The 24,797-nt window shown below is 62.8% G+C and carries 25 protein-coding genes; 15 read left to right on the top strand and 10 right to left on the bottom strand.

What is annotated here, in order from left to right; genetic code table 11:
- Both hpnI and U5A58_RS27485 read left to right on the top strand, forming a co-directional pair.
- Positions 1-1,251 (top strand): bacteriohopanetetrol glucosamine biosynthesis glycosyltransferase HpnI (gene hpnI, locus U5A58_RS27490; protein WP_415774299.1); only part of this gene is annotated, 1,251 nt, incomplete at its 5' end.
- Positions 1,252-1,309: 58 nt separating this feature from the next.
- The gene (locus U5A58_RS27485; RefSeq protein WP_321916165.1) at positions 1,310-2,323 is read left to right on the top strand and encodes a lysylphosphatidylglycerol synthase domain-containing protein; all 1,014 of its coding nucleotides are present in this window, start codon (positions 1,310-1,312) and stop codon (positions 2,321-2,323) included.
- 96 nt (positions 2,324-2,419) lie between these two features.
- Here U5A58_RS27485 and U5A58_RS27480 read toward each other — a convergent pair whose 3' ends face one another.
- A complete protein-coding gene (locus U5A58_RS27480; RefSeq protein ID WP_321963753.1) occupies positions 2,420-2,773 on the bottom strand; it encodes a BON domain-containing protein in 354 nt (117 codons plus the stop codon).
- A gap of 293 nt (positions 2,774-3,066) precedes the next feature.
- Here U5A58_RS27480 and U5A58_RS27475 point away from each other — a divergent pair, with 293 nt between their 5' ends.
- Complete coding sequence (locus U5A58_RS27475; RefSeq protein WP_321963752.1) at positions 3,067-3,570, top strand: DUF3455 domain-containing protein; 504 nt, start codon at positions 3,067-3,069, stop codon at positions 3,568-3,570.
- A 51-nt stretch (positions 3,571-3,621) separates the two neighbouring features.
- On the opposite strand, the gene U5A58_RS27470 is transcribed toward U5A58_RS27475, so the two are convergent.
- From U5A58_RS27470 to U5A58_RS27460, 3 genes are all read right to left on the bottom strand, one after another.
- On the bottom strand, positions 3,622-4,527 hold the full coding sequence (locus U5A58_RS27470; RefSeq protein WP_321963751.1) for an anti-sigma factor: 906 nt from the start codon (positions 4,525-4,527) through the stop codon (positions 3,622-3,624).
- Positions 4,524-5,069 carry an RNA polymerase sigma factor gene (locus tag U5A58_RS27465; RefSeq protein WP_321963750.1) on the bottom strand — a complete coding sequence of 182 codons (546 nt, stop codon included), beginning with the start codon at positions 5,067-5,069 and terminating at the stop codon, positions 4,524-4,526. Before U5A58_RS27465 ends, U5A58_RS27470 begins: the two co-directional genes overlap by 4 nt.
- A 182-nt stretch (positions 5,070-5,251) precedes the next feature.
- On the bottom strand, positions 5,252-6,325 hold the full coding sequence (locus U5A58_RS27460; RefSeq protein ID WP_321963749.1) for a catalase family peroxidase: 1,074 nt from the start codon (positions 6,323-6,325) through the stop codon (positions 5,252-5,254).
- Positions 6,326-6,743: 418 nt separating this feature from the next.
- Here U5A58_RS27460 and U5A58_RS27455 point away from each other — a divergent pair, with 418 nt between their 5' ends.
- The 9 genes from U5A58_RS27455 (at position 6,744) to U5A58_RS27415 (ending at position 15,665) form a co-directional block, all read left to right on the top strand.
- Complete coding sequence (locus U5A58_RS27455) at positions 6,744-7,214, top strand: DUF3331 domain-containing protein (protein WP_321963748.1); 471 nt, start codon at positions 6,744-6,746, stop codon at positions 7,212-7,214.
- Between the two features lie 333 nt (positions 7,215-7,547).
- Positions 7,548-8,216, top strand: a complete 669-nt coding sequence (locus tag U5A58_RS27450) for a response regulator transcription factor (protein ID WP_321963747.1) — start codon at positions 7,548-7,550, stop codon at positions 8,214-8,216.
- Between the two features lie 129 nt (positions 8,217-8,345).
- The gene (locus tag U5A58_RS27445; protein ID WP_321963746.1) at positions 8,346-8,813 is read left to right on the top strand and encodes a RidA family protein; all 468 of its coding nucleotides are present in this window, start codon (positions 8,346-8,348) and stop codon (positions 8,811-8,813) included.
- A 233-nt stretch (positions 8,814-9,046) separates the two neighbouring features.
- Complete coding sequence (locus U5A58_RS27440; RefSeq protein WP_321963745.1) at positions 9,047-11,284, top strand: PAS domain-containing protein; 2,238 nt, start codon at positions 9,047-9,049, stop codon at positions 11,282-11,284.
- A gap of 144 nt (positions 11,285-11,428) precedes the next feature.
- Positions 11,429-12,160, top strand: coding sequence for a response regulator transcription factor (locus U5A58_RS27435; RefSeq protein WP_321963744.1), 732 nt, complete (start codon positions 11,429-11,431; stop codon positions 12,158-12,160).
- A gap of 130 nt (positions 12,161-12,290) precedes the next feature.
- Positions 12,291-12,662, top strand: a complete 372-nt coding sequence (locus U5A58_RS27430) for a response regulator (RefSeq protein WP_321916176.1) — start codon at positions 12,291-12,293, stop codon at positions 12,660-12,662.
- Positions 12,663-12,739: 77 nt separating this feature from the next.
- Positions 12,740-13,387, top strand: a complete 648-nt coding sequence (locus tag U5A58_RS27425) for a response regulator transcription factor (protein ID WP_321916238.1) — start codon at positions 12,740-12,742, stop codon at positions 13,385-13,387.
- 244 nt (positions 13,388-13,631) lie between these two features.
- The gene (locus U5A58_RS27420) at positions 13,632-14,648 is read left to right on the top strand and encodes an alpha/beta hydrolase (protein ID WP_321916177.1); all 1,017 of its coding nucleotides are present in this window, start codon (positions 13,632-13,634) and stop codon (positions 14,646-14,648) included.
- Positions 14,649-14,831: 183 nt separating this feature from the next.
- Positions 14,832-15,665, top strand: a complete 834-nt coding sequence (locus tag U5A58_RS27415; protein ID WP_321963743.1) for an alpha/beta hydrolase — start codon at positions 14,832-14,834, stop codon at positions 15,663-15,665.
- A 32-nt stretch (positions 15,666-15,697) separates the two neighbouring features.
- Here U5A58_RS27415 and U5A58_RS27410 read toward each other — a convergent pair whose 3' ends face one another.
- Together U5A58_RS27410 and U5A58_RS27405 are read right to left on the bottom strand one after the other, a co-directional pair.
- Positions 15,698-16,900: a cytochrome P450 gene (locus tag U5A58_RS27410; RefSeq protein ID WP_321963742.1), complete on the bottom strand. Its 1,203-nt coding sequence runs from the start codon at positions 16,898-16,900 to the stop codon at positions 15,698-15,700.
- Between the two features lie 299 nt (positions 16,901-17,199).
- Complete coding sequence (locus U5A58_RS27405; RefSeq protein WP_321963741.1) at positions 17,200-17,991, bottom strand: response regulator; 792 nt, start codon at positions 17,989-17,991, stop codon at positions 17,200-17,202.
- 338 nt (positions 17,992-18,329) lie between these two features.
- Between U5A58_RS27405 and U5A58_RS27400 the strand changes: the two genes are divergently transcribed.
- Together U5A58_RS27400 and U5A58_RS27395 are read left to right on the top strand one after the other, a co-directional pair.
- Complete coding sequence (locus tag U5A58_RS27400; RefSeq protein ID WP_321963740.1) at positions 18,330-19,610, top strand: epoxide hydrolase family protein; 1,281 nt, start codon at positions 18,330-18,332, stop codon at positions 19,608-19,610.
- Between the two features lie 261 nt (positions 19,611-19,871).
- A complete protein-coding gene (locus tag U5A58_RS27395; protein WP_321963739.1) occupies positions 19,872-20,915 on the top strand; it encodes a sensor histidine kinase in 1,044 nt (347 codons plus the stop codon).
- Positions 20,916-20,962: 47 nt separating this feature from the next.
- Here the strand turns inward: U5A58_RS27395 and U5A58_RS27390 are convergent, their stop codons facing one another.
- The 4 genes from U5A58_RS27390 to U5A58_RS27375 all read right to left on the bottom strand — a co-directional run bounded on the left by U5A58_RS27390 (position 20,963) and on the right by U5A58_RS27375 (position 23,366).
- Positions 20,963-21,412 carry a universal stress protein gene (locus U5A58_RS27390; protein WP_321963738.1) on the bottom strand — a complete coding sequence of 150 codons (450 nt, stop codon included), beginning with the start codon at positions 21,410-21,412 and terminating at the stop codon, positions 20,963-20,965.
- Positions 21,413-21,640: 228 nt separating this feature from the next.
- The gene (locus U5A58_RS27385) at positions 21,641-22,579 is read right to left on the bottom strand and encodes an anti-sigma factor (protein WP_321963737.1); all 939 of its coding nucleotides are present in this window, start codon (positions 22,577-22,579) and stop codon (positions 21,641-21,643) included.
- Complete coding sequence (locus tag U5A58_RS27380; RefSeq protein WP_321963736.1) at positions 22,576-23,127, bottom strand: RNA polymerase sigma factor; 552 nt, start codon at positions 23,125-23,127, stop codon at positions 22,576-22,578. Before U5A58_RS27380 ends, U5A58_RS27385 begins: the two co-directional genes overlap by 4 nt.
- A 14-nt stretch (positions 23,128-23,141) precedes the next feature.
- Positions 23,142-23,366: a hypothetical protein gene (locus tag U5A58_RS27375; RefSeq protein WP_321963735.1), complete on the bottom strand. Its 225-nt coding sequence runs from the start codon at positions 23,364-23,366 to the stop codon at positions 23,142-23,144.
- Between the two features lie 164 nt (positions 23,367-23,530).
- Here U5A58_RS27375 and U5A58_RS27370 point away from each other — a divergent pair, with 164 nt between their 5' ends.
- The gene (locus tag U5A58_RS27370) at positions 23,531-24,766 is read left to right on the top strand and encodes a condensation domain-containing protein (RefSeq protein WP_321963734.1); all 1,236 of its coding nucleotides are present in this window, start codon (positions 23,531-23,533) and stop codon (positions 24,764-24,766) included.
- The last annotated feature ends 31 nt before the right edge of the window (positions 24,767-24,797 follow it).

Here is a 24,797-nt window from a genome sequence, read left to right as displayed (position 1 = left end):
GCGACGGGGCGAACGGGCGCCATCGTTGCGATGGCCGTGACGGCGCTTGCCGTTGCCGCTGCGGCAATTGAAGTCATGCGCACTGCACTGCCCGGATTCTCGCATCTGCTCTTCGATTCGCTAGCGGTGCTAATCGGTCTTTGCGCGGCGCTCGGCATTATCTATACGTGCACGGCCAGCGCGCTGGTCGGCCGTTTCTTCGCGCGTGAGGTGGCTGCGCCGCGCGACTTTCCGGCAATCACGATCGCCAAGCCGCTGCACGGCGACGAATGGCACCTCGAGGAACATCTCGCCAGCTTCTTCGAGCAGGATTATCCTGGACAAGTCCAGTATCTCTTCGGCGTTCACGACGCGCGCGATGAAGCCCTCGAAGCCATCGAGCGGCTACGCGTGCGCTACCCCGGCGCGCACATCACGGTCGTCGCCGACTCGCGCCTGTACGGTCCCAACCGCAAGATCGCGAATCTCGTGAACATGCTGGAGAAGGCCGAGCACGACGTGCTGTGCTTTGCCGATAGCGACGTGCTCGTCGATCGAAACTACCTGCGCCAGGTGGTCGGGGCGCTGCAGCAGCCCGGCGTCGGTCTCGTGACCGCCGTCTATCGCGGCCTGTGCGCGCCCGGATTCTGGCCTCGCGTGGCGGCGGCGTTGACGAACTATCACTTCCTGCCCGGCGTTGTCACGGGGCTCGCAATCGGGCGCGCGCGGCCGTGTTTCGGCCAGTCCATTGCCATGACGCGTGACACGCTCGAACGCATTGGCGGTCTTGCGCAATTCGCGCATCACCTCGCCGAAGATCATGCGATCGGCGAAGCCGTGCGCCGTGCCGGCGCGGAAGTTTCCGTTCCGCCCATTCTCGTGCGACACGCGTGCGTGGAAAATACGTTCGCCCAGCTCTTTGCGCATGAACTGCGCTGGAGCCGCACCGTGCGCGCGGCGGACCGCTCGGGGCATCTGGGCGCCGTGCTGATGCATCCGTTCGCGCTCGCCATGCTGGCGGTGGCGTTGTCCGGCGGGGCCGCGCCGGCATGGATGCTGGCCGCCGTGGCGCTCTGCGCGCGCGCGTGGCTGATCTGGAGAACCGATCGCGCGACCGGTGACAAGTCCAGCGGACTGTTATGCTTACCCCTTTGGGAAATGGTCCAGTTCGCGATCTACGTTGCGAGCTTTTGTTCGTCTGGCGTCGTTTGGCGCGGCACGCGCTTTCGCGTCGACAGGAATGGCATGCTTTCGCCAGTCCACGAGACCTGAGCGTCACAGTTGAGGGGGGCACAATGAGACGGGAGCAGAGCCTGGAGAGCACCCGCAGATGAAGCACATGGGACGTATCGCCGCCCTGGTCGGTCTCGCGATCGCCGTGTGGCTCGTATGGCGCGAACATCCTGCGGCGGTGCTGCAACTGTTGCGCGGCGCGGGCATGGGCCTCGTGCTGGCGGCCGCCGTGCATATCCTGCCGATGTGCGCGAATGCGTGGGACTGGCGCAGCCTGATTCGCGCGGCGCAGCGTCCGTCGTTCGCGGCGATGCTCAAACTCGTATGGATACGCGAGTCGATCAACGGTTTGCTGCCCGTTGCGCGTGTGGGCGGAGAGCTCGTTTCGTTTCGCCTGCTCGGCCGTGCGGGCGTGCGGCCGGCCACGGCGGTCGCGAGCCTGATCGCCGACATGCAGCTCACGCTGATCAGCCAGGTTCTCTATGCGCTGATCGCTGCAGGCTATCTGCTCGAACATTCCTCTTCCGATACCGCGCGCTTCGTGGGGCGTTTCGCATGGGGCCTCGCGGGGTTCATCCCATTGCTCGTGCTCTTTGCGCTCGTGCAGCACGCGCGGCCGTTCGAGCGGGCGGCACGCACGCTCAACCGCGTCACGAGCGGCAAGGTCGTGGATCTCGTGGGCAAGTCGGTACGCGTCGACTTATCGCTCAAGCTGATCTGGCGGCAGACCGGCGTGGTCGTGCGCTACGTGCTCATCTGGCAAACGCTTCAATGCCTCGGCTACGCGCTTGAAATCTGGATCGCGTTGCGTGTGCTCGGCACGGATGCGACCTTCATGCAGGCGTTCGTAATCGAAGCGCTGATCCAGATGCTCAGCAGCATTGCGTTTCTCGTGCCCGCCGGCCTTGGCGTGCAGGAAGGCGGTTTCGTCGTGATAGGCGGACTGCTGGGGTTCGACGCGCCCACCTGCCTCGCACTCGCGGGCGCAAGGCGCGTACGCGATCTGATGTTCTATTTGCCCGGGCTGCTTGCCTGGCAGGCCGCCGAATATGGCTGGCCGTCAAGGCGCCGCACAGAGGGCGCGGCCACACGCGCCCGGCGCGTCCAATAAGGCACTGGCCGCCGGGCGAGGGTGAAGGAACGCCGGATTCGGCGTGCGCCGCGCAGTCGACGCGCAGTCGACGCGCAGTCGACGCGCAGTCGCCGTTCAGTGCGCTTCGTACACGGTCAGCTTGCTGGTGACCGACTGAACGCCAGGCACCTTCGCCGCGGCGTCCTGCGCGATCTGTTCCTGCGAAGCGTCCATGATCATCCCCGCGAGAATGACCTTGCCCGTACGCGCTTCGGAAAACACGGCGATGTCCGTGTCTTCCAGACCCTTCGTCTTGTAGACGGCGTGCCAGACGGTTTTGGAGAAGGCCTTGTTCGCTGCTTTGTCAGCCTTCATTTGCGCGCGAACCTGCTCCTTCGTGGGAGCCGCGGGCGCCGCGGTTTGCGCGAGAGCGGAAGTAGAAAGCAGCACGGCGAATACGCCCGTGAGGGCCTGGTTACGAAGGTTCATGGTTCACCTCTTGACGTTGCGGTTGGACTAACGTGTTCAGTCAAACGACCTTGGGAAAGCGTGATCAATGTGGAATGCATTAGAACTGCAGGACGTATCGCGCATGTGTCGAGAAAAGTGGCCTGTGCAATCTTGCGTATCAAAAAGGGCCTTATATACACTGGGATACAAATCAGACTCACGCGCTGAGCCTCAAAGCCCAACCCGATAGCGATGGAATAGTTTTCCGCGCCGGGCTGTTGAGCAAGAGCGCACCGCACTGGGTCGGCCGCGCAGCCTAAAGGAGCCTCTCCATGAATCACCTTTCACGCGGGAAGCCGATTGCAATCGGGGCAGGGCTGGTTTTGATCGTGAGCGCGGCGCTCGCGCAAGCGCAATCGTTCGATATCCCGGGCGCACAGCCGTTTCTGACCGCGAATGCTGCGGGCGTGCAGATTTACACCTGCGAATACGGCGCGGATCACACGCTCGGCTGGGTGTTCCAGCAGCCGCGCGCAACGCTCTACGACGCGCACGGCGCGGCCGTGATCGAACATTCCGCCGGACCCGCGTGGCAAGCACGCGACGGCAGCCGCATCGAAGGAAAACTCGTCGCGCAAAAGCCCAGCGATACGCCGGATAGCGTGCCGCAACTTCTGCTCGCGACGCACTCCACAGGCGCGCAGGGCCTGCTCGAAACCGTGCGCTACGTGCAGCGGATCAGGACGGTTGGCGGCGTCAAGCCCGCTGCGCCGTGCACGGCCGAACACGAGTCGGGTAGTTCGCCTTATCTCGCGACTTACCTCTTTTATCAGTAAGACGGCTCATCACTGAACGGTCTTGCTGGCATGACGCGTTGCCGTTATCCGTTACCCGCTGCGCGTCGGCCCGGCTTGCTGCGCCTCGCTGAATAGCGCCGACGTATCGAGGTTGGAAATGCGTTTGCCGATTTCCGCCAGATCGACGTCGCTTGTCTGCCCGATGAGTGCGTACGTCAACTCGTTCTGCCGCCATGTGGTGACGCCCATCGAGTCGACGGTGCGGGACGCGACCGCTTCGTCCGGGCGCGCGTCCTTCATCACGCACAGCGCGACGGGCGGCCCGCTGCGCGGCAGATAAACGATCTGCACGAGCGGCTTGTTGTGAAAATGCAGGCGCTGCACCGATTTGAAGGTGAGCCCGGCGCTGCTCAGGTCGGGCACGCGCAGCGCGAGACGGTCGTCGCGGCGGATGTCTTCCACGACCTTCGCGGCGAGCGCTGGATCGTCCTGCCAGTACGCAACGGTCTCGCGCGTATAAAGCCTCTGGTAGCCAACCGCCGCCTGCACCCACGGCGACATCTCCGAGGCGCTTGCCAGGTGTGCGGAGCCGGAGCCCGGGCCCCCAGGCCCGAGCAGCGAGTCGAAGCGCACGAGCTGGCCGGCCACGAACGCACCCGCCACGCACGCCGCCGCGAGCCAGACCGGTACGCGGCGCAGGCGCGATTTCACGGGCGCGGAAGCTTGCTGTTCGGAGAGCGGCGTCGTCTTGTCGTTTGCACTCGCAGAAGGTTGCGCGCGCACCATTTCATCGATGCTCAGGCGCAGCGATTCGGGCACGGGCGGCAGCGCTTGCTCAGCGAAGGCACCTGCGAAATCGACCTGCGAGGCGCGCAGCAGCGAAACCTTCTTGCGCGCCTCGTCGGACTCGCGCAACTGCGCTTCGATCGCGGCGCGCTCGTCGGGCGACAGGCGGCCGTCCACGTAGGCGAGTAACTGGGCGTCGTCGGCAATCATGCGATTGAGTCCTTTTGCTGCGGGGCGGGCGGAGCCTTGGGCGCTCTCCCACTGAACATGACGCCGACCGATTGGCGCGCCCGCGAAAGCCGGCTCATCACGGTGCCGATGGGTACCTTGAGCACGTCGGCGGCTTGCTGATACGTCATGCCTTCGACCGCGACGAGCAGCATCACCACGCGCTGAGCTTCGGGCAGGCGCTCGACCGCCTCGATGATCTGGCTGTGCATCAGTTGCATTTCGGGGCCATTATCGACGGGATTGGGGAGATTTTCGAGGAAATCGTCGTCCCACTCGAAGCTCGCGCGCTTGCGCACACTGCGGGCTCGCAGCTCGTTGATCCATGTGGAATGCATGATGGAGTACATCCAGCTCAACGCAGCCGTGCCTGGTTGAAGCTGATGCGCGCGTTCCAGCCCGCGCAGGCAGGCGCGCTGCACGAGATCTTCCGCGTCGTGCTGATCCCCGCAGAGGCGCAGCGCAAACGCCCACAGCCGCGGAATCATCGCGGGTAGCATGGCCGGTAAGTCTGTACCGCTCATCGAAGGGTTTTCTCCACGATCCCCGTTCAATCCGGACTGGCGCGCGCGATGCGGTCGTGTGCGACCGTCTGATCAGGGGGCGCGGCTCGGGCCTTTTGGGTGAACTTGTAACGAAACACGTGGGCGACGCGCTTTATTCCATGCCGGCGTTTGCGTTGTGAAGGGGCGACGCTCAACGGCCTTCAGTGGCCTTTCACGCCAGCTTGCGTTTCTTCGCTCGTACGCCGGTCGAACGACACTGCGTAAGCGGCGGCGCGCGCGGCGAGCAGCGGGTCGTCAGAGGGCGCAATGCCCACCGGCAGCACGGTTGGGTCGAAATTGATGTCGCGGCAGGCGCCATCGATCTGCGCTTGCGCATGATCGATGACGATCGTACCCGCGTCGACACGATGCCGCTCGCGTTCGGCGGGCCAGGCGCGTGTGGCGTCGTCCACCGGGTCGCCCGCGCCCGCAGGCGTCAGCATGAGATGCCAGCTGACCGGCCCCGACTGCAATCGCACCCGCAGGCCGTGGGCGAGAAAGTCGGGGTCGCTTGCGTTCGGACTGCGCGTGTCTACCGGCGCGTAGAGCGCATCGGGCACGACGCTCCAGCGCACGAATCGCACGTCGCCGCTTGCGCTCGTGAAACGGAACGCATCGATGCTGTAATAACTCGCGTTATAAAACTCGGAAGCCGGCGGATGCGCGGCGAGCCAGTCGCGCAGCGCGTTGGTTTCGGGGTGCTGCGCGAAGAACGCGTTGAGTTTCGCTGCGTCGGGGCGGCCGGTGCGCTCGTCGTTCTGCATGGCTTCTTGCAGTTCGTACACCGCTTGTGGCGTGCGCACCGCGAATACTGGCGCGGAATTCATGCCGGTGCGCCATTGCTCGCCGTCGCGCATCGCGAAAAGCAGTGCGAAACTGCGCACGGTCGTGTTTGCGTCTTCTTCGGCGGGATTGCCGCCGGGCGCGGAGAAGCGGCCAATCAACGGCGTACGTCCACGCTCGAATACGCTCGCGCGGGACAACGCGGCGCCATTGCCGTTGCTGTCGAAATAGCCGCTCACGCAGATACCTTTCGCGTGGTTGCGGCGAAAGCCGGGGTGCTTGCCCGCGCTGCGTTCGAACGCGTCGATGAGCCGGCTGGACGTGAGCGCGGCCTGGGCGCCGGGCCAATGTATCCAGCCCGCGGTCCAGGCGAACGCCGCGGCAAGCGCCGCAAGCGTGAGCGCAATGCATGCGTACCGGAAAAGAACTTGCGAATGCGAAAGACGGGACATAAATCGGCGCAGGAGCCTCGCGCAGCCGCCGGCGAATTGAAAGGCCCGCTATGCATCTCGTGCTTTGCCGTTGTGCGGCGAGGCCGATATGTTAATCCGCTTCCTGCTATTCAGTGCGTACTGAAGGTTGAATGTATACCAAGGTATGGGGTCGCCATCCAAAAGCGTCACTAAGTCTATGCGTGGGAAGAATACCTGATTGCCGCGCTTCTCCTTAAGCTTCAGCTATTAGAAATCGGTCGGCGCAATACACAGGACGTTTCGGCTTCGCGAGACGGGGCACGCGTGACAGTCACGCTCATCCAGAACATGGGAGTTAGCCGTGGTGAGATTGGATTCGTGGAGGTCGACATACGCGGGAACCGCGCTCGATGGCGCAGGCCCGGGCGAAAGCATGCGTCTCGCGCGGCCCCGTGGTGTGGACGATGCCAACGACGAAACCCATGCACCACGCGACTGCGCGGACGCGGCAACGCCCGACTGCCCGCACAATCCGTGGGCGCACGTGGTCTCCGGCTTGCTTGCCTCGCCAGCTTCGCGGACGAGCGTTTCGCGCCGCGCAAGCGCGACGCGCACGCGAAACGACCTCCGGCCCGCGGATGACAACACCTACGCAAGCTGCACGGTCACAATCGAAGAGCGACTGGCCAATTCTTCGTTCACGCTGTCGTGGAGCGATCCGACGCGCTGCAGCTACCGCGAACAGGTCTGGAAACGGGCAATCGCCAGAAAATCGGGCATCTGCGTACTTTCCGGCGAGCGTATCAAGCGAGGCGATGTGGTTTTCCGGCCGTTAGCGCGGCGCTACATGGTCCCTTTGAATTCTGGAGCGATGATACTGGCCGTGTCGCTGGAAGCGTTGAGCGCTCGCCTGGCCGACCCCGAATAAGCTCAAATAGCGAGCATTGCGCCGTATAAACAATAAAACCAGCCGCCTGAAACTCATTATTTGGGATTTCTTCTTCCCGTCAGTGTTTCCCGCCAGTGATCGGGCTGCATCGCCGCAGCCGGACTTCCCCAATACCAAAGTACTACAGCCTCGCATGAACGCGCGATGTAAGCTTCAGGCTTGGCATTGCAAGGATTGCGCTAGCTAGCGGCTGACGTCGGCCGCTCGGCTGGCGTTTCAGCGGGTGAGCCGGCCATTGGCGTCCCATGGGTATTGGGCGGTGTCCATGTTGGTTCAATTCGCACAACGTAACACTGCAGAACACTATCGTAGATGCTAAACACTGTGACCGACCGGTCGGCTGCCCTTTGCGTCAACACTCCTGCCGGAGTCGTCTATATCGTGGACGACGACGATTCGGTGCGCGGCGCACTCACGAGCCTGCTGCGCTCGATCGACCTGGACGTTCACGCCTTTCACTCCGCCGAAGCGTTCCTCGCGGCGCCCAGGCGAGCGGGGCCATCGTGTGTTGTGCTTGACGTACGCCTGCGCGGTCAAAGCGGCCTGGCGCTGCAGAAGTCGCTCCTCATGCAGGAACGCTCGCCCATGCCGGTCGTTTTCATGACGGGCTACGGCGACATTGCCATGACGGTCGAAGCGATGAAGGCGGGCGCAATCGACTTCCTCACCAAGCCCTTTCGCGATCAGGACATGATCGACGCCGTGGTCGCCGCGCTGCAGCGCGACGCGCAACGTCTCGAAGCGGACAGCTCGCTCGTCGAAACGCGCGAGCGCTGGGACGCACTGACGCCGCGCGAGCGCGAAGTGCTGCTCAACGTTGCGGCGGGGCTGATGAACAAGCAGATCGCTTCGAGAATGGGCATTGCGGAGGTCACGGTGAAGATCCACCGCGGACAGGCCATGCGCAAAATGAATGTGCGCTCCGTTGCCGAGTTGGTGCGCAAGATCGTCGCACTCGGGATCGAACCGTCCGGGGAGTAAGTAATACCACGGTTTATATTCTCCCAATCTTCTGGATGCGTTCATCACCCAATGATCTAGCGTTTATTTTCTGCCTTTGCCGTTATCTTTTGCACTCCACCTTGAAATTATCCAATTGGAGAGAGTGCGATGGAAAAGCGTGACGTCTACGAGACGATCAAGTCAATGGGCATCGAGTTGCCGCAGGTCAGTTCGCCGGCTGCGGCCTACACCATGAGCGTTCGCAGCGGAGGTACCGTCTATCTGGCAGGCCACCTTGCCCGCGATGCCGGCGCGGTCGTGACCGGCAAGCTGGGCGCCACGCTGAGCACCGAAGCGGGCCGTGAGGCCGCGCGCAAGATCGCCATCGATCTTCTCGCGACGTTGCATGCGAAAATCGGCGACCTGAACCACGTCAAGCAGATCGTGAAGCTCACGAGCTTCGTCAATTCGGCGGCGGGATTCTCGGAGCAGCATCTCGTGACGAACGGCGCTTCGGAATTGCTTGCGCAGGTGTTTGGCGAGGCGGGCGTGCACGCGCGCTCGGCGGTGGGCGTTGCGGAGTTGCCGCTCAATGCCTGCGTCGAGATCGAATTGACCGTCGAAATCGCCGACTGAGCAATCAGGCCATTGCGGCCCCGAGGCTGCGCCGCGTGGCGCGGCGTCCGTCCGATGCGTGCGCAACGAAATTAGCCGGCTTTTCCGGAACAATGGGCGGTTGCGACGCCTGTTTTCGCATGCAATAATCCCAAAATCCTCTGGTCAGACCGGATAATCCGCGTAAAACATGCCTAAGCGCGAGCTTTTGCGTATGTTTGAAACGCTGACGCCTGCTCGTAATTATCAGAAAAATGATGGGATCGGCCCTTGATCCCGGCCTCGTGCTGGATGCGCTGTCTGTTATGGCATGGACTGCGCTGCCCGACGGCCGGATCGACTTCGTCAACCGGAAGTGGTCCGAATACACGGGCCTTGGCCTTGCGGCGTCATCGGGCTCGCAGTGGCTGGACGCGGTAAGCGCCAACGACTTGCCGGAACTGCTCGAGCAGCGCCGCGCCATTCTCGCTTCCGGCGAGCCTGGGGGCATCGCAGCGCGCCTGCGGCGCTTTGACGGCCAGCATCGCTGGTTCGATATTCAAATCAGTCCGGTTCGCGACGCCGAAGGGCAAATCGTTCGCTGGTGCGCGACGTGCAGCGATATCGATGACTTGCGGCGCGCGCAGGAAGCGCTCGACCGGCAAGCGCTCGATCTGCAGTTGGTCGTCGAATGCATTCCCGTACCGGTTACCGTGACGTCGCCGACAGGCGAGGTCGAAGGGCAAAACCAGCTCACGCTCGATTATTTTGGCAAGTCCTTCGAGGAACTCAGGGACTGGCGCAATCACGAGATCGTTCATCCGGACGATCTCGACGAGGCGGTTGCGGCGCAGGAAGCCTCGCTTGCCAGCGGCAAAACGTACAACGTCGAAAGCCGCCATCGTCGCGCAGACGGCGTGTACCGCTGGGTCAACGTGCGCGGATTTCCGCTGCGCGATCGCACCGGCAGCATTCTGCGCTGGTTTCTGCTGTGCATCGATATCGAAGACAGAAAGCGAGCCGAGATCACGCTCGCGGAGAGCGAGCGCCACCTCAACGAGACCATCAACGCACTGCCCGCGCTCGTCTGGTCAGCGCGCCCGGATGGGACGGGCGAATTTTATAACCAGTACTACCTCGACTATCTCGGGCGAACGCTCTCGCAGGTGAAGGACCACGAGTGGACCAAGGCGGTTCATCCGGACGACCTGCCGGGGCTCATGGCCGCGTGGACCGACATCATGGCGAGCCGGATGCCGGGCGCCGCGGAAGCGCGCATGCAGCGCTACGACGGCCAGTACCGCTGGTTTCTGTTTCGCACGAGCCCATTGCGGGACCAGGATGGAAACGTCGTCAAGTGGTATGGCATCAACATCGACATTGACGATCGCAAGCGCGCCGAGGAAGAGTTGCGGCGCAGCGAGGCCTTTCTCGCCGAAGGTCAGGCGCTGGCCAGAATGGGCAACTTTTCGTGGGACGCCGACACGGATGAGATTGCCTGGTCGGAGCAGATCTACCACATCTTCGAGTTCGAGCCCGGCACGCCCGTGACGCTCGCGCGTATTGCCGAGCGCGCGCACCCGGAGGATATGGGGTTCGTCGCGCAGTTCATCGAGCAGGGGCGGCGCGGCGAAAGCGATATCGAATGCCAGCACCGGCTATTGATGCCGGACCAGCGCATCAAGCATCTGCATCTGATCGCGCATCGCGTGACGGACCGCCCGGGTCGCAAGGAATATAGCGGCACGACGCTCGATATCAGCCAGCGCCGCAGTTCGGAAGAGGCGCTCGACCGCGCACGCGCGGAGCTTTCGCATGTCGCGCGGGTGATGAGCCTTGGCGCGTTGACCGCTTCGATTGCCCATGAAGTCAATCAGCCGCTCGCCGGTATCGTGACCAATGCGAGCACCTGCCTGCGCATGCTGGCGGCCGTGCCGCCCAATATCGAAGGCGCGCAGGAAACGGCGCGGCGCACGATCCGCGACGGCAACCGCGCCGCCGACGTCATTACGCGGCTGCGCGCGCTTTTCACGAGGCGCAGCGCCACGATTGAACCGGTCGATCTCGCTCACACCGCGCGGGACATCATCGCCCTCATGCAGAGCGATCTCGACCGCGCGCGTGTCGTCATGCGCATGGAGTTCGCAGAGGGCCTGCCTTGCGCGGGCTGCGACCGCGTGCAGGTGCAGCAGGTCATCATGAACCTGTTGCGCAACGCGGCGGACGCCATGCGCACGGTGGACGACCGACCCCGGCACGTGACGGTGAAGACGGAGGCCGGTTCGGACGACACGGTCCGCCTGAGCGTGCGGGACTCGGGAATCGGCTTCGACCCGCAAGACGCGGAGCGGCTTTTCGATGCCTTCTATACGACGAGGCAAGACGGTATGGGCATTGGTCTCGCGATTAGCCGGTCGATCATCGAGAGCCAGAACGGGCGTCTTTGGGCCGAGATCCCGACGGATGGTCCCGGCGCAATCTTTTCGTTCTCGCTGCCCATCTATGGCGCGTAAATGACGCCTGCGCGCCCGCGAGCGGCGCGTATACATACCTCCGTATGATGGACGCGTACGACGGGATCGGGCATCGTGCGGTGTTTGCTTCACGGGCGTCTGGCGCCTTTACGTATATGGGGCGCGGAGATTAGCGAGGAGGCCATGCAAAGACCTGGCGAAACTGAAGGACAGGTGTGCGCGAACGTCTCGCAGGCGCTTCCGGTCGTGTTCGTGGTGGACGACGACGTGTCCGTGCGCGAATCGCTGGAATTGCTCATTCGCAGCGCAGGATGGCAGCCGCAGGTGTTCGGCGCCGCGCAACAATTCCTTGCTCACCCTCGCGTTTGCGGGCCGAGTTGCCTGCTGCTCGATGTTTCGCTTCCGGATCTGCACGGCCTGGATCTGCAGCGCCGGATCGTGGCCGAGCGTGCGGACATACCGATCATTTTTATCACCGGCTACCCCGATGTACCGGTGACGGTGCGGGCCATGAAAGCCGGCGCCATTGAATTCTTCACCAAGCCGTTCAACAGCGAAGCGTTGCTGGACGCCATTCGCGACGGTATCGAACGCAGCCGTGAGGCGATCGACACGCAGAGCGAAAACCGCGTGCTGGAGGCGCGCTATGCCGCGCTCACGCCGCGCGAACGGGAAGTGATGTCGCTCGTGGTGCGCGGTTTGCTCAACAAGCAGGTGGCGGCGGAACTAGGCATTAGCGAGATCACGGTCAAGGGGCATCGCGGCAGGCTGATGGAAAAAATGGAGGCAGGGTCCTTGCCTGAACTCGTGATCATGGCCGCGAAGGTTTGCCCGCAGGCCCCGGCTGCGTGGCAGCCCGGCGGTACGCGTGCAAGGGGCCGCCTTGCGGCAGCCGTCGCTTCAGCGCGGCTTTGACGCGGTGCATGGCGAGTGTTAGCGCTCCTTGCGGACAGATTTTGAGTTGAGTGATACCAAGGTATCGTAGATTCCCCACGCGGCCTGGTGCATCCTCAGAGGGCGGAGTAGTGGTCTCAACGAGACTTGATTGCGGGCAATCATGCTGGTAACGTTGGTCGATGATGACGAAGCAGTGCGGGAGTCGCTTCCAGATCTGGTGAGAGTGTTCGGCTATGCCGTGAGTGTGTTCTCGTCTGCCGAGGCTTTTCTTGCGTCTGAAGCCGTCGATCAAACCCATTGTCTGGTTCTCGACATCAACATGCCCGGTATGGGCGGCCTGGGGCTTTTTCGCGAGTTGAAGCGTCTTGGCAAGAACGTGCCGGTCATTTTCATTACTGCTCACAAAGACGCAGCCGTTCGCGACCGTCTGATCGCGCAGGGCGCGTGCGATTGCCTGTTCAAGCCCTTCAGCGATACTGCGCTTCTCGCGGCGCTCAAGGTTGCGCTGGGCGAGAACTGAGCGCGATTCAGTGCTTCGGGGCATTAAAGAGGAATAACGTGCCTCAAGGTCACGCAGGTGGAGCAGGTCAGGGCGCCATGCCGTCGGGCGGTTCGCAAGCCGAGCCCATAGTCTTCGTTATCGACGACGACATTTCCGTGCGCGAATCGCTGGAATTATTGCTGCGCAGTGCAGGTCTGCACGCACAGATATTCGCTTGCGCCGAAGATTTCCTCGCCCACCCGCGCGTTTTCGCACCCACTTGCCTCGTTCTGGACGTATCGCTGCCGCAGGTCAACGGTCTGGAACTGCAGCAGCGCATTGCCGCCGACCGGCCCGATATGCCGATCATCTTCATCACCGGTCACGGGGACGTGCCCATGACCGTGAAGGCGATGAAAGCCGGTGCAGTCGAATTCCTGACCAAACCGTTCAACGGCGAAACCTTGCTCGACGCCATTCACGACGCCATCGCGCGCAGCCGTGAAGCCCTCGAAAGCTATCTGGCGTTGCGCGCGCTCCACGACAGCCATGCAACGCTCACGCCGCGCGAGCAGGAAGTCATGGCGCTCGTGGTTTCGGGGTTGCTGAACAAGCAGATAGGCGCGGAACTCGGTATCAGCGAAATTACCGTGAAGATGCACCGCGGCAAGGTCATGCAGAAGATGAGCGCCGATTCGCTGCCGGAACTCGTCAATATGGCGGCGATGCTGCGCTTGACGCCGCCGCGCGATCGCAAGCGCTAGCAAGCCATTGCGCAGATATACCTGCGTATAGTGCGCTAAACCGATCGCCGTATCGTGCGGTCTCTTGCCGGGGTGGTACGCTATCGCGTCTCTTGTTTCCCCGCTTCGAGCTGCGCCGCGCGAGTAAGCTCAAGGAAATTATTGGGGACAACGAATGAGTCGCCAGTTAGCTTACGAGCGGCGAATTTGCGTGAGCACGCGCAAGAGTTTTCCCTTGACTTCGATTATCAGGAGAAAAGCGATCATGTCGGAACCGATCAACGAACGCCGCCGACGTATTCTCGGAACGGGCCTTGCGGGCGCTGCGCTAGTGGGCGCGGGTTTGAGCGAACTGGCCCGTGCGCAATCGGCGGCGGGTGCAGCTTCATTCGGCGAGATCAAGCAAGTGCAGGCAAACGGCTTGAGCATCGGCTACGTCGATGCCGGGCCGAAGGACGGGCCGCCCGTTGTGCTATTGCACGGCTGGCCCTACGATATCTACAGCTTTGCCGAGGTCACGCCAATACTCGTGGCGGCCGGGCATCGCGTGCTCGTGCCGTATTTGCGCGGCTATGGCTCGACGCGCTTCCTGTCCGCCGATACGCCGCGCAACGGCCAGCAAGCCGTTGTTGCCGTCGATATCGTCGCGTTCATGGACGCATTGAAGGTCAAGCAGGCCGTGTTCGGCGCGTTCGACTGGGGGGCGCGCACCGCCAACATCATCGCGGCGCTGTGGCCCGAACGTTGCAAGGCGCTCGTTTCCGTAAGCGGTTATCTGATCGGCAGCCAGGCCGCCAACGCGAAGCCGTTGCCGCCGCAAGCCGAACTGGCATGGTGGTATCAGTTCTACTTCGCCACGGCGCGCGGCGTGGCGGGCTACGAGCAGAATCGACACGATTTCAACAAGCTGATCTGGCGCCTCGCTTCGCCGCAATGGCATTTCGACGACGCCACCTACGATCGCACGGCCGCTTCCTTCGAGAACCCCGATCATGTTGCGGTGGTGATTCACAACTATCGCTGGCGGCTGGGTCTCGTCCAGGGCGAGGCGAAATACGACGACATCGAAAAGAAGCTGGCGCAGTCGCCGGCAATTTCAGTACCCACGATCACGATGGAAGGCGATGCCAACGGTGCGCCGCATCCGCAGCCGGCGGCTTATGCCGGAAAGTTCACGGGCAAATACCAGCATCGCGACATCAGCGGCGGCATTGGCCACAATCTGCCGCAGGAAGCGCCGAAGGCGTTTGCCGATGCCGTGCTGCAAGTCCAGCATCTGTAGCGGCTCGTGAAGCGCTGTGGGCCGCGATGAGGGGCTCGACGTACCGTAAGGAGGCAAGGTTTTGGGTATTCGCAATCTGCGTTTGCATCGCTATCCGGGATTGAGCAGTGCGCGTGCGGCGTGGAACGCTGGCGCCGGGCGAGCGCGGCGACCGCACGATTCGGCGCAGTTCAGGGAGCGCGTATGACGAAGCTGATTCGGCGCGTCGTCAAGACGTCGCATGGCGATATCGCGCTGGAGGAGAGCGTGCAGGAAGGCTTGCCGGTACTGCTCATTCACGGAAATTCTTCGTGCCGGGGCGTTTTTCGCCATCAACTGGACGGTCCGCTTGCTGCGCGCCATCGTTTGATCGCATTCGATCTGCCCGGTCACGGCGAGTCGAGCAATGCGCCGGACCCGAACCGAACCTATTTGCGCGGTGGATTGGCTGACGCTGCGGTCGAATTGCTTGGCGAACTCGGCATTGACGAAGCGGTGGTGCTGGGCTGGTCGCTGGGCGGTCATATCGGCATCGACATGATTGCGCGTTTTCCGGGCTTGAAGGGCTTGATGATCAGCGGCACGCCGCCGGTTGGGCGTGACACCATGGCACAAGGCTTCACGGGTCTCCCGCAGGCGGGCGCGGCCAGCCGGGAACACCTGTGCGGCGCGGAAATAGACGCGTTTGTTCAGGCGATTTTCGGCGACTCGGCCGAGCCATTCCTGCGCGACGCCGTAGCGCGTGCCGATGGACGCATGAGAAAGCGCTTGTTCGAGGGCCTGCGTGCCGGGCTCAATGCAGACCAGCGCGAGATCGTGGAAACGAGTGTGATACCGCTCGCGGTCGTGAACGGTGGCGCAGATCGAATCGTCAATCTCGACTATTTCGATTCGGTATCCTATGAGAACCTGTGGAGCGGCCAATGCGTGCGCTTGCCCGGGCTCGGTCATGCGCCGTTCTGGCAGTCGCCGGAGACATTTGACCCTGTTCTTACGCGTTTTCTGGCGGACATTGAGGCAAACCGGGCCGCCGGGTAGCAAGCGATTGCAGCCCGGCGCACGGTACTGCGTCAGCGCGTGTGCACGCGCAAGGACGTCACGCCGCGCAGGTTGTTGCGGCGATGCCAGACCAGTCCGTCCAGATTCACAGGACGGATCTCGGGGAAGCGGGCAAGCAGGGAGCGCATCGCGACATCCATTTCGAGTGCGGCGAGCCGCGCGCCCAGGCAATAGTGAATGCCCGCGCCGAACGCGACCGCTGGCGTGCTCGTGCCGCGCGCGAAGTCCAGTGTGTCGGGCGCGGGAAACGCGGCCGGATCGCGGTTCGCCGAGCCGATCAGCATGAACACGACGGAGCCGCGCGCGAGCGAGGCTTCGCCAAGCGTGATGTCTTCGAGCGCGGTGCGAACCAGCATTTGCACCGCGCCGTCGTAACGCATGCACTCCGCGATCGCCCGGGGCAATAGCTTCGGGTCATGCTTTAACGCCTCCATTTGCTGCGGATGGCGAAAGAGCGCGATCATCATATTGCCAATCATGTTCGACGTCGTTTCGTGCCCGGCAATGAAGAGCAGCACCGCATTCGACACGACTTCTTCGTCCGTTAGCCGCGAACCTTCGTCTTCCACGCCGAGCATGGCGGAAATCAGATCGTCGCCGGGGTGGGCGCGGCGACGCTCGATCACGCCGTGAAGGTAACACTCGAGCGTGAGCGCGGCTTCGTTGGCCGCGCGCAAGCCGTTTTCGTCGAGCGGCGCGAGATCGAATGCCGCGACGAGCTGGCTTGCTGCGCCGCCTAGCGCGGTCGCGTCCGCAACGGGCACGTCGAGCAGCCGGCAGATGATCTGCACGGGCAACGGGAACGCGTAGTCGCTGACCAGATCGAACTCGGCGTGCGAGGCCACGCGTTCGAGCAGTTCATGCGTTGTCGCCTCGACAATCGATGTGAGTTTCTCGATGCCGCGCGCGTTGAAGGTCTTCATCAACAAAGCGCGTAACCGTGTATGCGCGGGCGGATTCATCATCAGCAAGGTACGGCTGAGCGACTGGAACACCGGTTGCGCCGTCGCCTCGGCGCCATAGCGCGCGGCCACGCTTTGCAGATAGGTCTTGCCCATGCGCGGGTCGCGCAACAGGGCGTCGACGATCTCGAAGCGCCCGGTCACGAAGGCTTTGGGGCCAACCGGCAGAATCGGCCCTGCTGCGCGAATCTTTTCGTAGAAGGGATACGGATTGGCGAAGAAGGCAGGCGAGGAGAAGTCGGAAAATTGCATGGGTGTGAGAGGCCGTCAGGCGTGAGTGGCGGGTTTTTCGAGCAGCTTGACGAGCGTGTGGAGTAGGCGATTGGCAGGCGTCGCGATGCCCGCGATCATACCGCGATCGCACGATCGCGCCGGCGCCGAGTACCGCAAACCGCATCATGCCTCCCATCGCGCCCGAATGCGCCGATCTCACTGGAACACGCGAGCCCCGGCGTTTATTCCGTGCCGCGTTTGCAGCGGGCGCAGCGTCGGTCAGGCGTGCGCGTAGATCGGCTCGAGCCCGACGACGTCCGGCCAAGCGGTTAGGGCCGCTAAACACAGAGCGCTTCGCTTTCAACGCTTGCCCGGTTGCCGGGCGAGGCTTCGTGCGCGTCGTGGTGAACCGTCACTGGCGTGGAAAGAATATAGCCCTCGTTGCGCAGTGTCTTGATGTACCGGGCCGCGCGTGCCGTGTCGTTCAACTTCTGCCGCAACCGGCTCACCAGCAAATCGATCGAGCGGTCGAACGGGTCGGCGTTGCGCCGCTGCGTGAGATTGAGCAACTGGTCGCGCGTCAATACGCGTTGCGCGTGGTCGAGAAACACGCGCAGCAAGCGATATTCGGCGCCGCTGAGCGCGACAACCGTGTCGTCGGATTCGAGCAGATGGCGCGCGGTGGTGTCGAGGCGCCAGTTCCCGAAGCCGAGCACCGGCGTGTCGTCCACGGGCTGCAGGTCGGGCGGCAGCATGCGCGTGCGGCGCAGCACCGCGCGGATGCGGGCGAGCAGTTCGCGCGCCTGAAACGGCTTGGCCATATAGTCGTCCGCACCCATTTCGAGCCCGACAATGCGGTCGGTGACATCGCAGCGGGCCGTGAGCATGACGACGGGCAGTGCGCGATGGCGGCTTTCGCGCAACCCGCGGTAGAGCGCGAGGCCGTCTTCGCCGGGCAGTATCAAGTCGAGCAGGATGAGGTCGGGTGTATGTCTTCCCAGATACTCATGCAGCTCCCTGCCGTTGCACGCGGTCGCGACCTGCATGCCGTTTCGCTGGAGATAACCGGCAACCAGTTCGCGTATGCCGCGGTCGTCGTCAACAAGCAGTATGTGATCGATTTTTTCCATGATCGTCATAAGCGGAGCAGCGGCGCCTATTTACCGCTGCCAGCAGCGTAACCGGATGCAGACGATCGGACCATTCCATTCTGGATTGAGTCGACAGATGATTAGGGATAGTAGGTCATATACCTTGGTATATGGGGTATTTCACCGTAATGAAAAATATAACCGGGCGGACTGCGTTGATGTGCGGCTTACGAATGATTACATTGCCGACATACACGAGATACATTGCCTGACTTTAATGAGGGACGATTTTCCGGAAACGATCGTCAGCGCGAATAAACATGCGTTGCCGTGTCGCCGCGTCAATTTGACTATCCCTCATGAACAGGAAGCCAACGATGTCTTCGAATGATTTTTCTCCGATGCGACGCCACCTGCTAGCCGCATCGGCGGCGGCTGGTGCATTTGCGCTCTTTCCCAAGGCAATTTACGCCGACACGCAGAACGCAAGAATCCGTCCATTCAAGGCGAACATTCCTGACGCTGCGCTGGTCGATTTGCGGCGGCGTCTTGCCAATACGCGTTGGCCCGGAAAAGAAACCGTGGCGGACGAATCGCAAGGCGTTCGCCTCGCGCGCATGCAGCAGCTGGTCGAGTATTGGGGCACCGATTATGACTGGCGCAAGGGCGAAGCGAAACTCAATGAATTTCCCATGTTCGTGACGGAAATAGACGGGCTCGATATTCAGTTCATTCATGTGCGCTCGAAACACGAGAATGCGTTGCCGATGATCATGACGCACGGTTGGCCCGGCTCGATTCTCGAACTAACCAAGGCCATCAAACCGCTGACCGATCCCACGGCTTTCGGCGGCAGCGCCGACGACGCTTTCCATGTGGTCGTACCGTCCTTGCCCGGCTTCGGCTTTTCGGGCAAGCCGACCACGCCGGGTTGGGGCTCCGATCATATTGCGCGGGCCTGGGGTGAGCTGATGGCGCGCCTTGGCTACGCACGTTTCGTTTCCCAGGGAGGCGATTGCGGCTCGGTCGTCTCGCACCGTATGGCCATGCAGCACGTGAAGGGCTTGATCGGCATTCACGTGAACATGCCGGCAACCGTGCCGCCGGATATTGCGCGGCTGCTTGCGCTGGGCGAGCCCGCGCCCGCGAACCTTTCCCCGGACGAGACACGTGCGTACGAAAAGCTGAATGTGTTCTATCGCGACAACTGCGGCTATTCGGCCATGATGGTGACGCGCCCGCAGACGGTGGGCTGCGCGCTCGCCGATTCGCCCGTGGGCCAGGCGGCATGGATGTACGACAAGATTTCCCAATGGACTTATAGCGGCGGTGTTCCAGAACGTTCGCTGACCCGCGACGAGATTCTCGACGATATTTCGCTGTACTGGCTCACCAACAGCGCGACGTCGTCCGCACAGATTTACTGGGAAGATCACTCGAATAACTTCAACGCGGTCGATATCAGCTTGCCAGCGGCGATTACCGTGTTTCCGGGAGAGATTTATCAGGCGCCGCGCAGCTGGGCGGAGCGCAGTTATCACAATCTCGTCTACTTCAACACAGTCGATAAGGGCGGTCATTTCGCGGCCTGGGAAGAACCGCTCCTGTTCGCACAGGAGGTTCGCGCCGGGTTCAGGCCGATGCGCAAGCTCGCGTAAAGGCCGCCGTGTCCCGCACGCTCGTCGCTCCTGGCGCGCGGGACGCGAACCGCGCCGTTTTACCCATCCGTAGGTTTGAAGATATACGTTCATATAATGGCGTCGTACGCCTGAGGTGGCCTATTCTGGCGCTGCCGGGCAGGGCGTACCGCGAAGCCGATGTTTCCAGGCAGCGTGCCGGCTGTCTGTCTAATACGCGCGTTCCCCTGTGGTGCAAAGTGGGCCGGCCGGGTGAGGCCCGGCCAGTACAGGAGAACGAATATGAACGCGCACGTCATCGACCCATCGAATACGCCTAAGGCGCCGCTGCACGCAAGCGCGGTGCGCGCTCCGTCGCCCGGCGGCGCGTGGCGCTCTTTCGAGGCATGGTCGCGGCCTTTATGGGTGTTGCTTGCGGCGGCCTGCGCCTACGCCTCGTACGCAACGCATGCCGTGCCGTGGCAGGAGCTTGCGCGCTACGGCTTGCCCATGATGCTGCCCGCCATACTCTTGGCGGCGCTCGTGGCGCTGAAGTTCGCCGAGTTGCAGGTAGCCGTTCAGCGCATGGCGGCCATGGTCGAGCGCGGCCTCGGCGAAGATGCTCAAGCGGTCCTGCCCGAAGACGCGGGGCCTGCTGTCATTGCGCGTCTCGCTCGCGCGTTCAATGTGTGCGCGCGCCATCGCGCGCGCCGCCAGGCCGAGTTGCTTCACGTGCTTGCCGCCTATGCGCACGATTTGCGCACGCCGCTTACGCGCATGACCATGCGCTCGGAACTCGTGGAGGAAGCGGCAGTAAGAGACGCGCTCGCCCGCGATCTTGCGGAGATGACCGAGCTGGTCGAGGGCAGTCTTTCTTGCGCGCGCATGCAATGCAGCGCCCAGGAGCCCATGCGTTCGGTCGATGCGGACAGTTTGCTCGGCGCGCTGATTGCCGACTATCGGGACGCCGGGCGCACCGTCGAACTCGAGGGGCAGGTGGGGCGTCCCGTGGTGACGTGTCCCCATGCGCTGCGCCGCGTGCTTGTGAATCTCATCGACAATGCGCTGCGCTACGGCGTGGATGTCCGCCTGAGCGTGAGAGTCGAGGCGCAGCGTCTCGTGCTGGCCGTACTCGACTCGGGGCCGGGCATCGCGCCCGCCCGCCTGGAAACGGTGTTCGCCGCCTGGTATCGCGCGCCCGAAACGGCGGCTTCGGCGTCGGGATCGGGGCTCGGGCTCGCGATTGCGCGACGCCTCACGCTCGCCATGCGCGGCGAGCTGGAACTCGAAAACCGGCGTACAGGCGGCCTCGAGGCGCGCCTCACGCTGCCGTTGACAGCAGCGTGAGGCGGGCAAGTCGAATTGCCGGGGCATCGGCGCTGTGTTGCACATGTCTAGGCAGACGCCAGCGTCACAGTAACGATGGTCGTTCCGCACAAGCGCTCGGCGAGATCGACATGAGCGGGACGTACGCTCCACCACCGCGAGCGGCCGGCTCTCGAGCGGTGGCCGAGCACGATGAGGTCGGGGTTGAACGTTTGCGCGTGGCGCGCCACGACATCGGCGATTCGCCCGAATTTGACAAAGCCGTTCGCGGTAATGCCGATATTGGCCAGCCGCGTGACGGCGTCGCTGAGCGTGTTGCGGGCCATTTCCTCGAGGTGGGTATAGGCAACGTCGGTAAGCAGGCCAGCGCAGCTTGCGTTCACGCTTTCGGAATCGACGACGGCGACGACATCGACGAGAGCGGACAAGGCGAGCGAGAGTTGCGAGCAGCGTTGCAGAGCGGCCTGGGCCTCGCTCGTGCCGTCGTACACGAGCAGCATGCGGGAAAAGGAAGACATGGTGTGCCGATAACGTAACGGAGCCGCTGGCGGCGCCTGATTGAACATGAAGGTCGGCCAGCGCAATCGTCCCAAAGGGTGAATTGTCCGGCCGCGCAATCAGAACAGTCCGTTATCGGTGTTTATTCCCGGCAGCGTGCTCGTTCGCGTGACGCCGAGATGTTTGCGGCAACAGGATTATTTCGGAATATTTCGGAATCCAGAGCGGTCGACAAAACGTGCAAGCCGTCAACCCGAAGCATGGCCAGCAGGCGCAACCTGGCCCACGGTTTCGACCCTCTGGCCCTTTGCAATCTCTGTGCCGATTGCGAGCAGCTGATCGTCGTCGAGCGACGCAATTAACGCGTAGCTGAGGTTGGCGCGCCGCCATGTCAACACATTCATGTTTTCAACACGCTCGTGCGTCATGCTCGCGTCCGGCTTTGCGTCCTTCATCACGCACAGGGCAACCGGCAAACCCGTTTTGGGTAGATACACGATCTGCACGAGCGGTCTGTTGTGAAAACGCAATCGTTGAATACGCGTGAATGTAAGCCCCGCTGGACGCAGGTCCGGCACGCGTATCGGTACGCCGTCGTCGACGTGAATCTGCGCGATCACCTGCGAGACCACTTCCGGCGTAAGCGCGTCGAAGGCAACCGTATCACGCGTGTAAAGCTGTTGATAGTTCACCGCCGCGGCAACCCATGGCGAGACGCTCGCGGCCGCGGTGTGCAACGCGCCGGTGCCTGCACCACCGTCGCTGCGCGCCCAGTCTGTTGCATGGCGCAGCACGAGCGCGCAACTCAGCACGCCAGCGGCGAATGTCATGGCTAAACCCGGCAGCGAGAGGTTCGGCGCAACGCGAAACGGCCAACGCGAGAGAAGCCGCGCAAACCAGGCAGATTCCGTGGCGCCGCGGCGCGCGGTGTCCGTGCTGCTCGCCGCCTCGGGCATGCCCGAATGCGCGCGGCTGAGCTGCTCGATCTTGAGCCTGAGCCGCTTGGGAACGGGCGGCAGTTTCTGGTGTGCGAAGGCGTGCCGATACCTCAGCGCCGACGCCGTGAATAGCGCCATGCGCTCCGCGATCTCGGGCGACGCGCTAATTGTCTTCTCCACATCTTCGCGCTCACGCGGCGTGAGTTCGCCGTCGACATAAGCCATGAGCAGGATGTCATCCATAGTCATGCCCCAATTTCCTTGCTGTTCTCCGCGCTTGGCGCGCGCTTTTCTTTTTTCTGATCGTTGAACAGGGCGCCGATCGCCTGGCGTGCCCGCGAAAGGCGACTCATGATCGTGCCGATCGGTACGTCCAGCACCTCGGCGGCTTCGCCGTAACTTAACCCTTCCACCGCGACAAGCAGCATGACAATGCGCTGCGCCTCGGGTAATCGCTCAACGGCGCGGATGATCTGTCCGTTCATGACCTGTTCTTCCGGCGTTCTCGCGGAGGGATCGGGAACGGTTTCGAGAAACCCGTCATCCCATCCCATGCCCGAACGGTTGCGCACATTGCGGGCGCGCAGTTCGTTGAGCCACGTGGACTGAACGATGGAGAACATCCAGCTGAGCGGCGCGGTTCCGGGTTCGAGTTGATGCGCGCGTTCGAGCGCGCGCACGCATGCCCGCTGCACGAGGTCTTCGGCATCATGCTGATCGCCCGAAATGCGTAGCGCGAACGCCCACAATCGCGGAAGCATCGAAGGCAGGAGCGCCGACAATTCGGCGACAGTCATCGTCTCGGTAGCTTTCATTTTTCGACGATAGGGTTAAGCGGCAAAACCGTCGCCTTGACGAGAACACCCGGCGGGCGATTGAAATTCCATACGCGCAGATATCGCCGGCCGCCTTCATCTTCTTGACGGGCCGGGCGCCTCGCGGGCAGGAGACAAGACGAATTACAACCGGAGAAGGTATCTGCCATATTTCCGGCCGGATGCTGATTGAAAGTGTTTGTATCAATGCCGGAAGCCATACACACTGCGACACAAAACGTCGTGCTGATCGGCGCATGCATCGTGGAATGCGGCGTGCTTTACAGGTGTTCTTGTTGGGGAAGCGATTGCGTTCAACGTTTCACTCCCTTTTCAAAAACACGGAATTCACATGCGAAATCAGCAAGCGGATAGCGAAAACACCATGAAACAGGAGCCCGCTTGGGTGCGGGCGCTTGGCGGTACGGAACACTTGTTCTGGCTGCTCGACCGCAATCGGGCGATTCATTTCGCGCTCGTCGCGGAAATCGACCGCGTGTTCGAGCCCAGCGCGTGGCATGCGGCATTGCTTGCGATCCAGCAGCGGCATCCGTTGCTCTCCACGCGTATCGTCGCCGGCCGTGACGGCGCCCCTGAGTTTCATCGCGATCCCGATGCGCGAATTCCCCTGCGCGTAGTGGAGAATGCGAGGGCTTCGTGGCAAGTCGAGGCGGCGAGCGAAATGAACGCACCGTTCGACTGGGCAACTGCACCGCTTGTGCGTGCAACCTTGCTGCAGGGTGAGCGCGGCTCGACTGTCATTCTCGCGGCGCATCACTCGGTGCTCGATGGCATGGGCGGTGCCTATGTGATGGAGGATCTGTTGTGCGCGCTTGCGGGCGGCTCGCTCATGAGTCTGCCCCTCGTGCAGCCGCTGGAAAGCCTGTTGAGAGCACAAATGGCAACGGCCACCGTGCCTGGCGCGATGGCGCCGGCGCCCGAGGCCAAGGTGTTCCGCGCGGCTTCGGGCGCGCGTGCCGAGGTTGCTGCGCTCGCGCTCAGCGCGCCGCTCACGCGGGCCGTTGTGGAGCGATCGCGCATGGAGCGCACGACGGTGCACGGCGCGCTCGCGGCGGCGGTCAATGAAGCGGGGCGGCGCTTGTCGCGGGCGTGGCGCGAGCGTCCCGTACGTACCGTTTCGCCGATCGACGTGCGCCGAACCGTGGGCGGCATGGGCCAGGCCAACGGCGTGTACATCACGCAGACCGTGACGGTCGACGATCGTCCGCAAGGCGCACCGTTCTGGGACGCGGCACGCGAGGTCAAGGCACTGCTCGCACCCGCGCAAACGCACGCATCGGTCGTACAGGAAACGAAAGCGCTGGATGCATTCATGTCGTCGAATCCTTCCGTTGAAGACACCGCGGGATTTCTTTCGCACATGCTGGCGTTCGACGTGCTGCTTTCGAACCTGGGCCGCGAGCCGGTCGCTTCGGCCTACGAAGGTTTTGCGCTGAAGGCGCTATGGGGGCCGATCGTGAGTTCGGGCTTCAAGGACGATCAGGTCGTGGGCGTCTGCACGCAAGGGGGGGTGTTGCGTCTCACGCAGGCGAGCTACACGGCCATGCCAGGACTGCTCGATGAAGTGTGCGTCGTGCTGAGCGAGGCCGTTGCTGCCTAGTGTTGCGACCGAGGTGAAACCTGAAGTGCGC

It is taken from the genome of Paraburkholderia sp. J7, assembly GCF_905220155.1.
Classification (GTDB): domain Bacteria; phylum Pseudomonadota; class Gammaproteobacteria; order Burkholderiales; family Burkholderiaceae; genus Paraburkholderia.
This window is presented reverse-complemented; position numbering and strand designations above follow the sequence as displayed.

Excerpts from the sequence above, each read along its gene's own strand:
- U5A58_RS27390 (WP_321963738.1), bottom strand. The coding sequence starts at position 21,412 with ATGTCTTCCTTTTCCCGCATGCTGCTCGTGTACGACGGCACGAGCGAG.
- U5A58_RS27425 (WP_321916238.1), top strand. The coding sequence starts at position 12,740 with ATGCCGTCGGGCGGTTCGCAAGCCGAGCCCATAGTCTTCGTTATCGAC.
- U5A58_RS27460 (WP_321963749.1), bottom strand. The coding sequence starts at position 6,325 with ATGTCCCGTCTTTCGCATTCGCAAGTTCTTTTCCGGTACGCATGCATT.
- U5A58_RS27450 (WP_321963747.1), top strand. The coding sequence starts at position 7,548 with ATGCTAAACACTGTGACCGACCGGTCGGCTGCCCTTTGCGTCAACACT.
- U5A58_RS27480 (WP_321963753.1), bottom strand. The coding sequence starts at position 2,773 with ATGAACCTTCGTAACCAGGCCCTCACGGGCGTATTCGCCGTGCTGCTT.
- U5A58_RS27440 (WP_321963745.1), top strand. The coding sequence starts at position 9,047 with ATGATGGGATCGGCCCTTGATCCCGGCCTCGTGCTGGATGCGCTGTCT.
- U5A58_RS27370 (WP_321963734.1), top strand. The coding sequence starts at position 23,531 with ATGAAACAGGAGCCCGCTTGGGTGCGGGCGCTTGGCGGTACGGAACAC.
- U5A58_RS27415 (WP_321963743.1), top strand. The coding sequence starts at position 14,832 with ATGACGAAGCTGATTCGGCGCGTCGTCAAGACGTCGCATGGCGATATC.
- U5A58_RS27470 (WP_321963751.1), bottom strand. The coding sequence starts at position 4,527 with ATGATTGCCGACGACGCCCAGTTACTCGCCTACGTGGACGGCCGCCTG.
- U5A58_RS27375 (WP_321963735.1), bottom strand. The coding sequence starts at position 23,366 with ATGGCTTCCGGCATTGATACAAACACTTTCAATCAGCATCCGGCCGGA.
- U5A58_RS27385 (WP_321963737.1), bottom strand. The coding sequence starts at position 22,579 with ATGACTATGGATGACATCCTGCTCATGGCTTATGTCGACGGCGAACTC.
- U5A58_RS27435 (WP_321963744.1), top strand. The coding sequence starts at position 11,429 with ATGCAAAGACCTGGCGAAACTGAAGGACAGGTGTGCGCGAACGTCTCG.
- U5A58_RS27475 (WP_321963752.1), top strand. The coding sequence starts at position 3,067 with ATGAATCACCTTTCACGCGGGAAGCCGATTGCAATCGGGGCAGGGCTG.
- U5A58_RS27485 (WP_321916165.1), top strand. The coding sequence starts at position 1,310 with ATGAAGCACATGGGACGTATCGCCGCCCTGGTCGGTCTCGCGATCGCC.
- U5A58_RS27410 (WP_321963742.1), bottom strand. The coding sequence starts at position 16,900 with ATGCAATTTTCCGACTTCTCCTCGCCTGCCTTCTTCGCCAATCCGTAT.
- U5A58_RS27405 (WP_321963741.1), bottom strand. The coding sequence starts at position 17,991 with ATGGAAAAAATCGATCACATACTGCTTGTTGACGACGACCGCGGCATA.
- U5A58_RS27420 (WP_321916177.1), top strand. The coding sequence starts at position 13,632 with ATGTCGGAACCGATCAACGAACGCCGCCGACGTATTCTCGGAACGGGC.
- U5A58_RS27380 (WP_321963736.1), bottom strand. The coding sequence starts at position 23,127 with ATGACTGTCGCCGAATTGTCGGCGCTCCTGCCTTCGATGCTTCCGCGA.
- U5A58_RS27465 (WP_321963750.1), bottom strand. The coding sequence starts at position 5,069 with ATGAGCGGTACAGACTTACCGGCCATGCTACCCGCGATGATTCCGCGG.
- U5A58_RS27400 (WP_321963740.1), top strand. The coding sequence starts at position 18,330 with ATGTCTTCGAATGATTTTTCTCCGATGCGACGCCACCTGCTAGCCGCA.
- U5A58_RS27395 (WP_321963739.1), top strand. The coding sequence starts at position 19,872 with ATGAACGCGCACGTCATCGACCCATCGAATACGCCTAAGGCGCCGCTG.
- U5A58_RS27445 (WP_321963746.1), top strand. The coding sequence starts at position 8,346 with ATGGAAAAGCGTGACGTCTACGAGACGATCAAGTCAATGGGCATCGAG.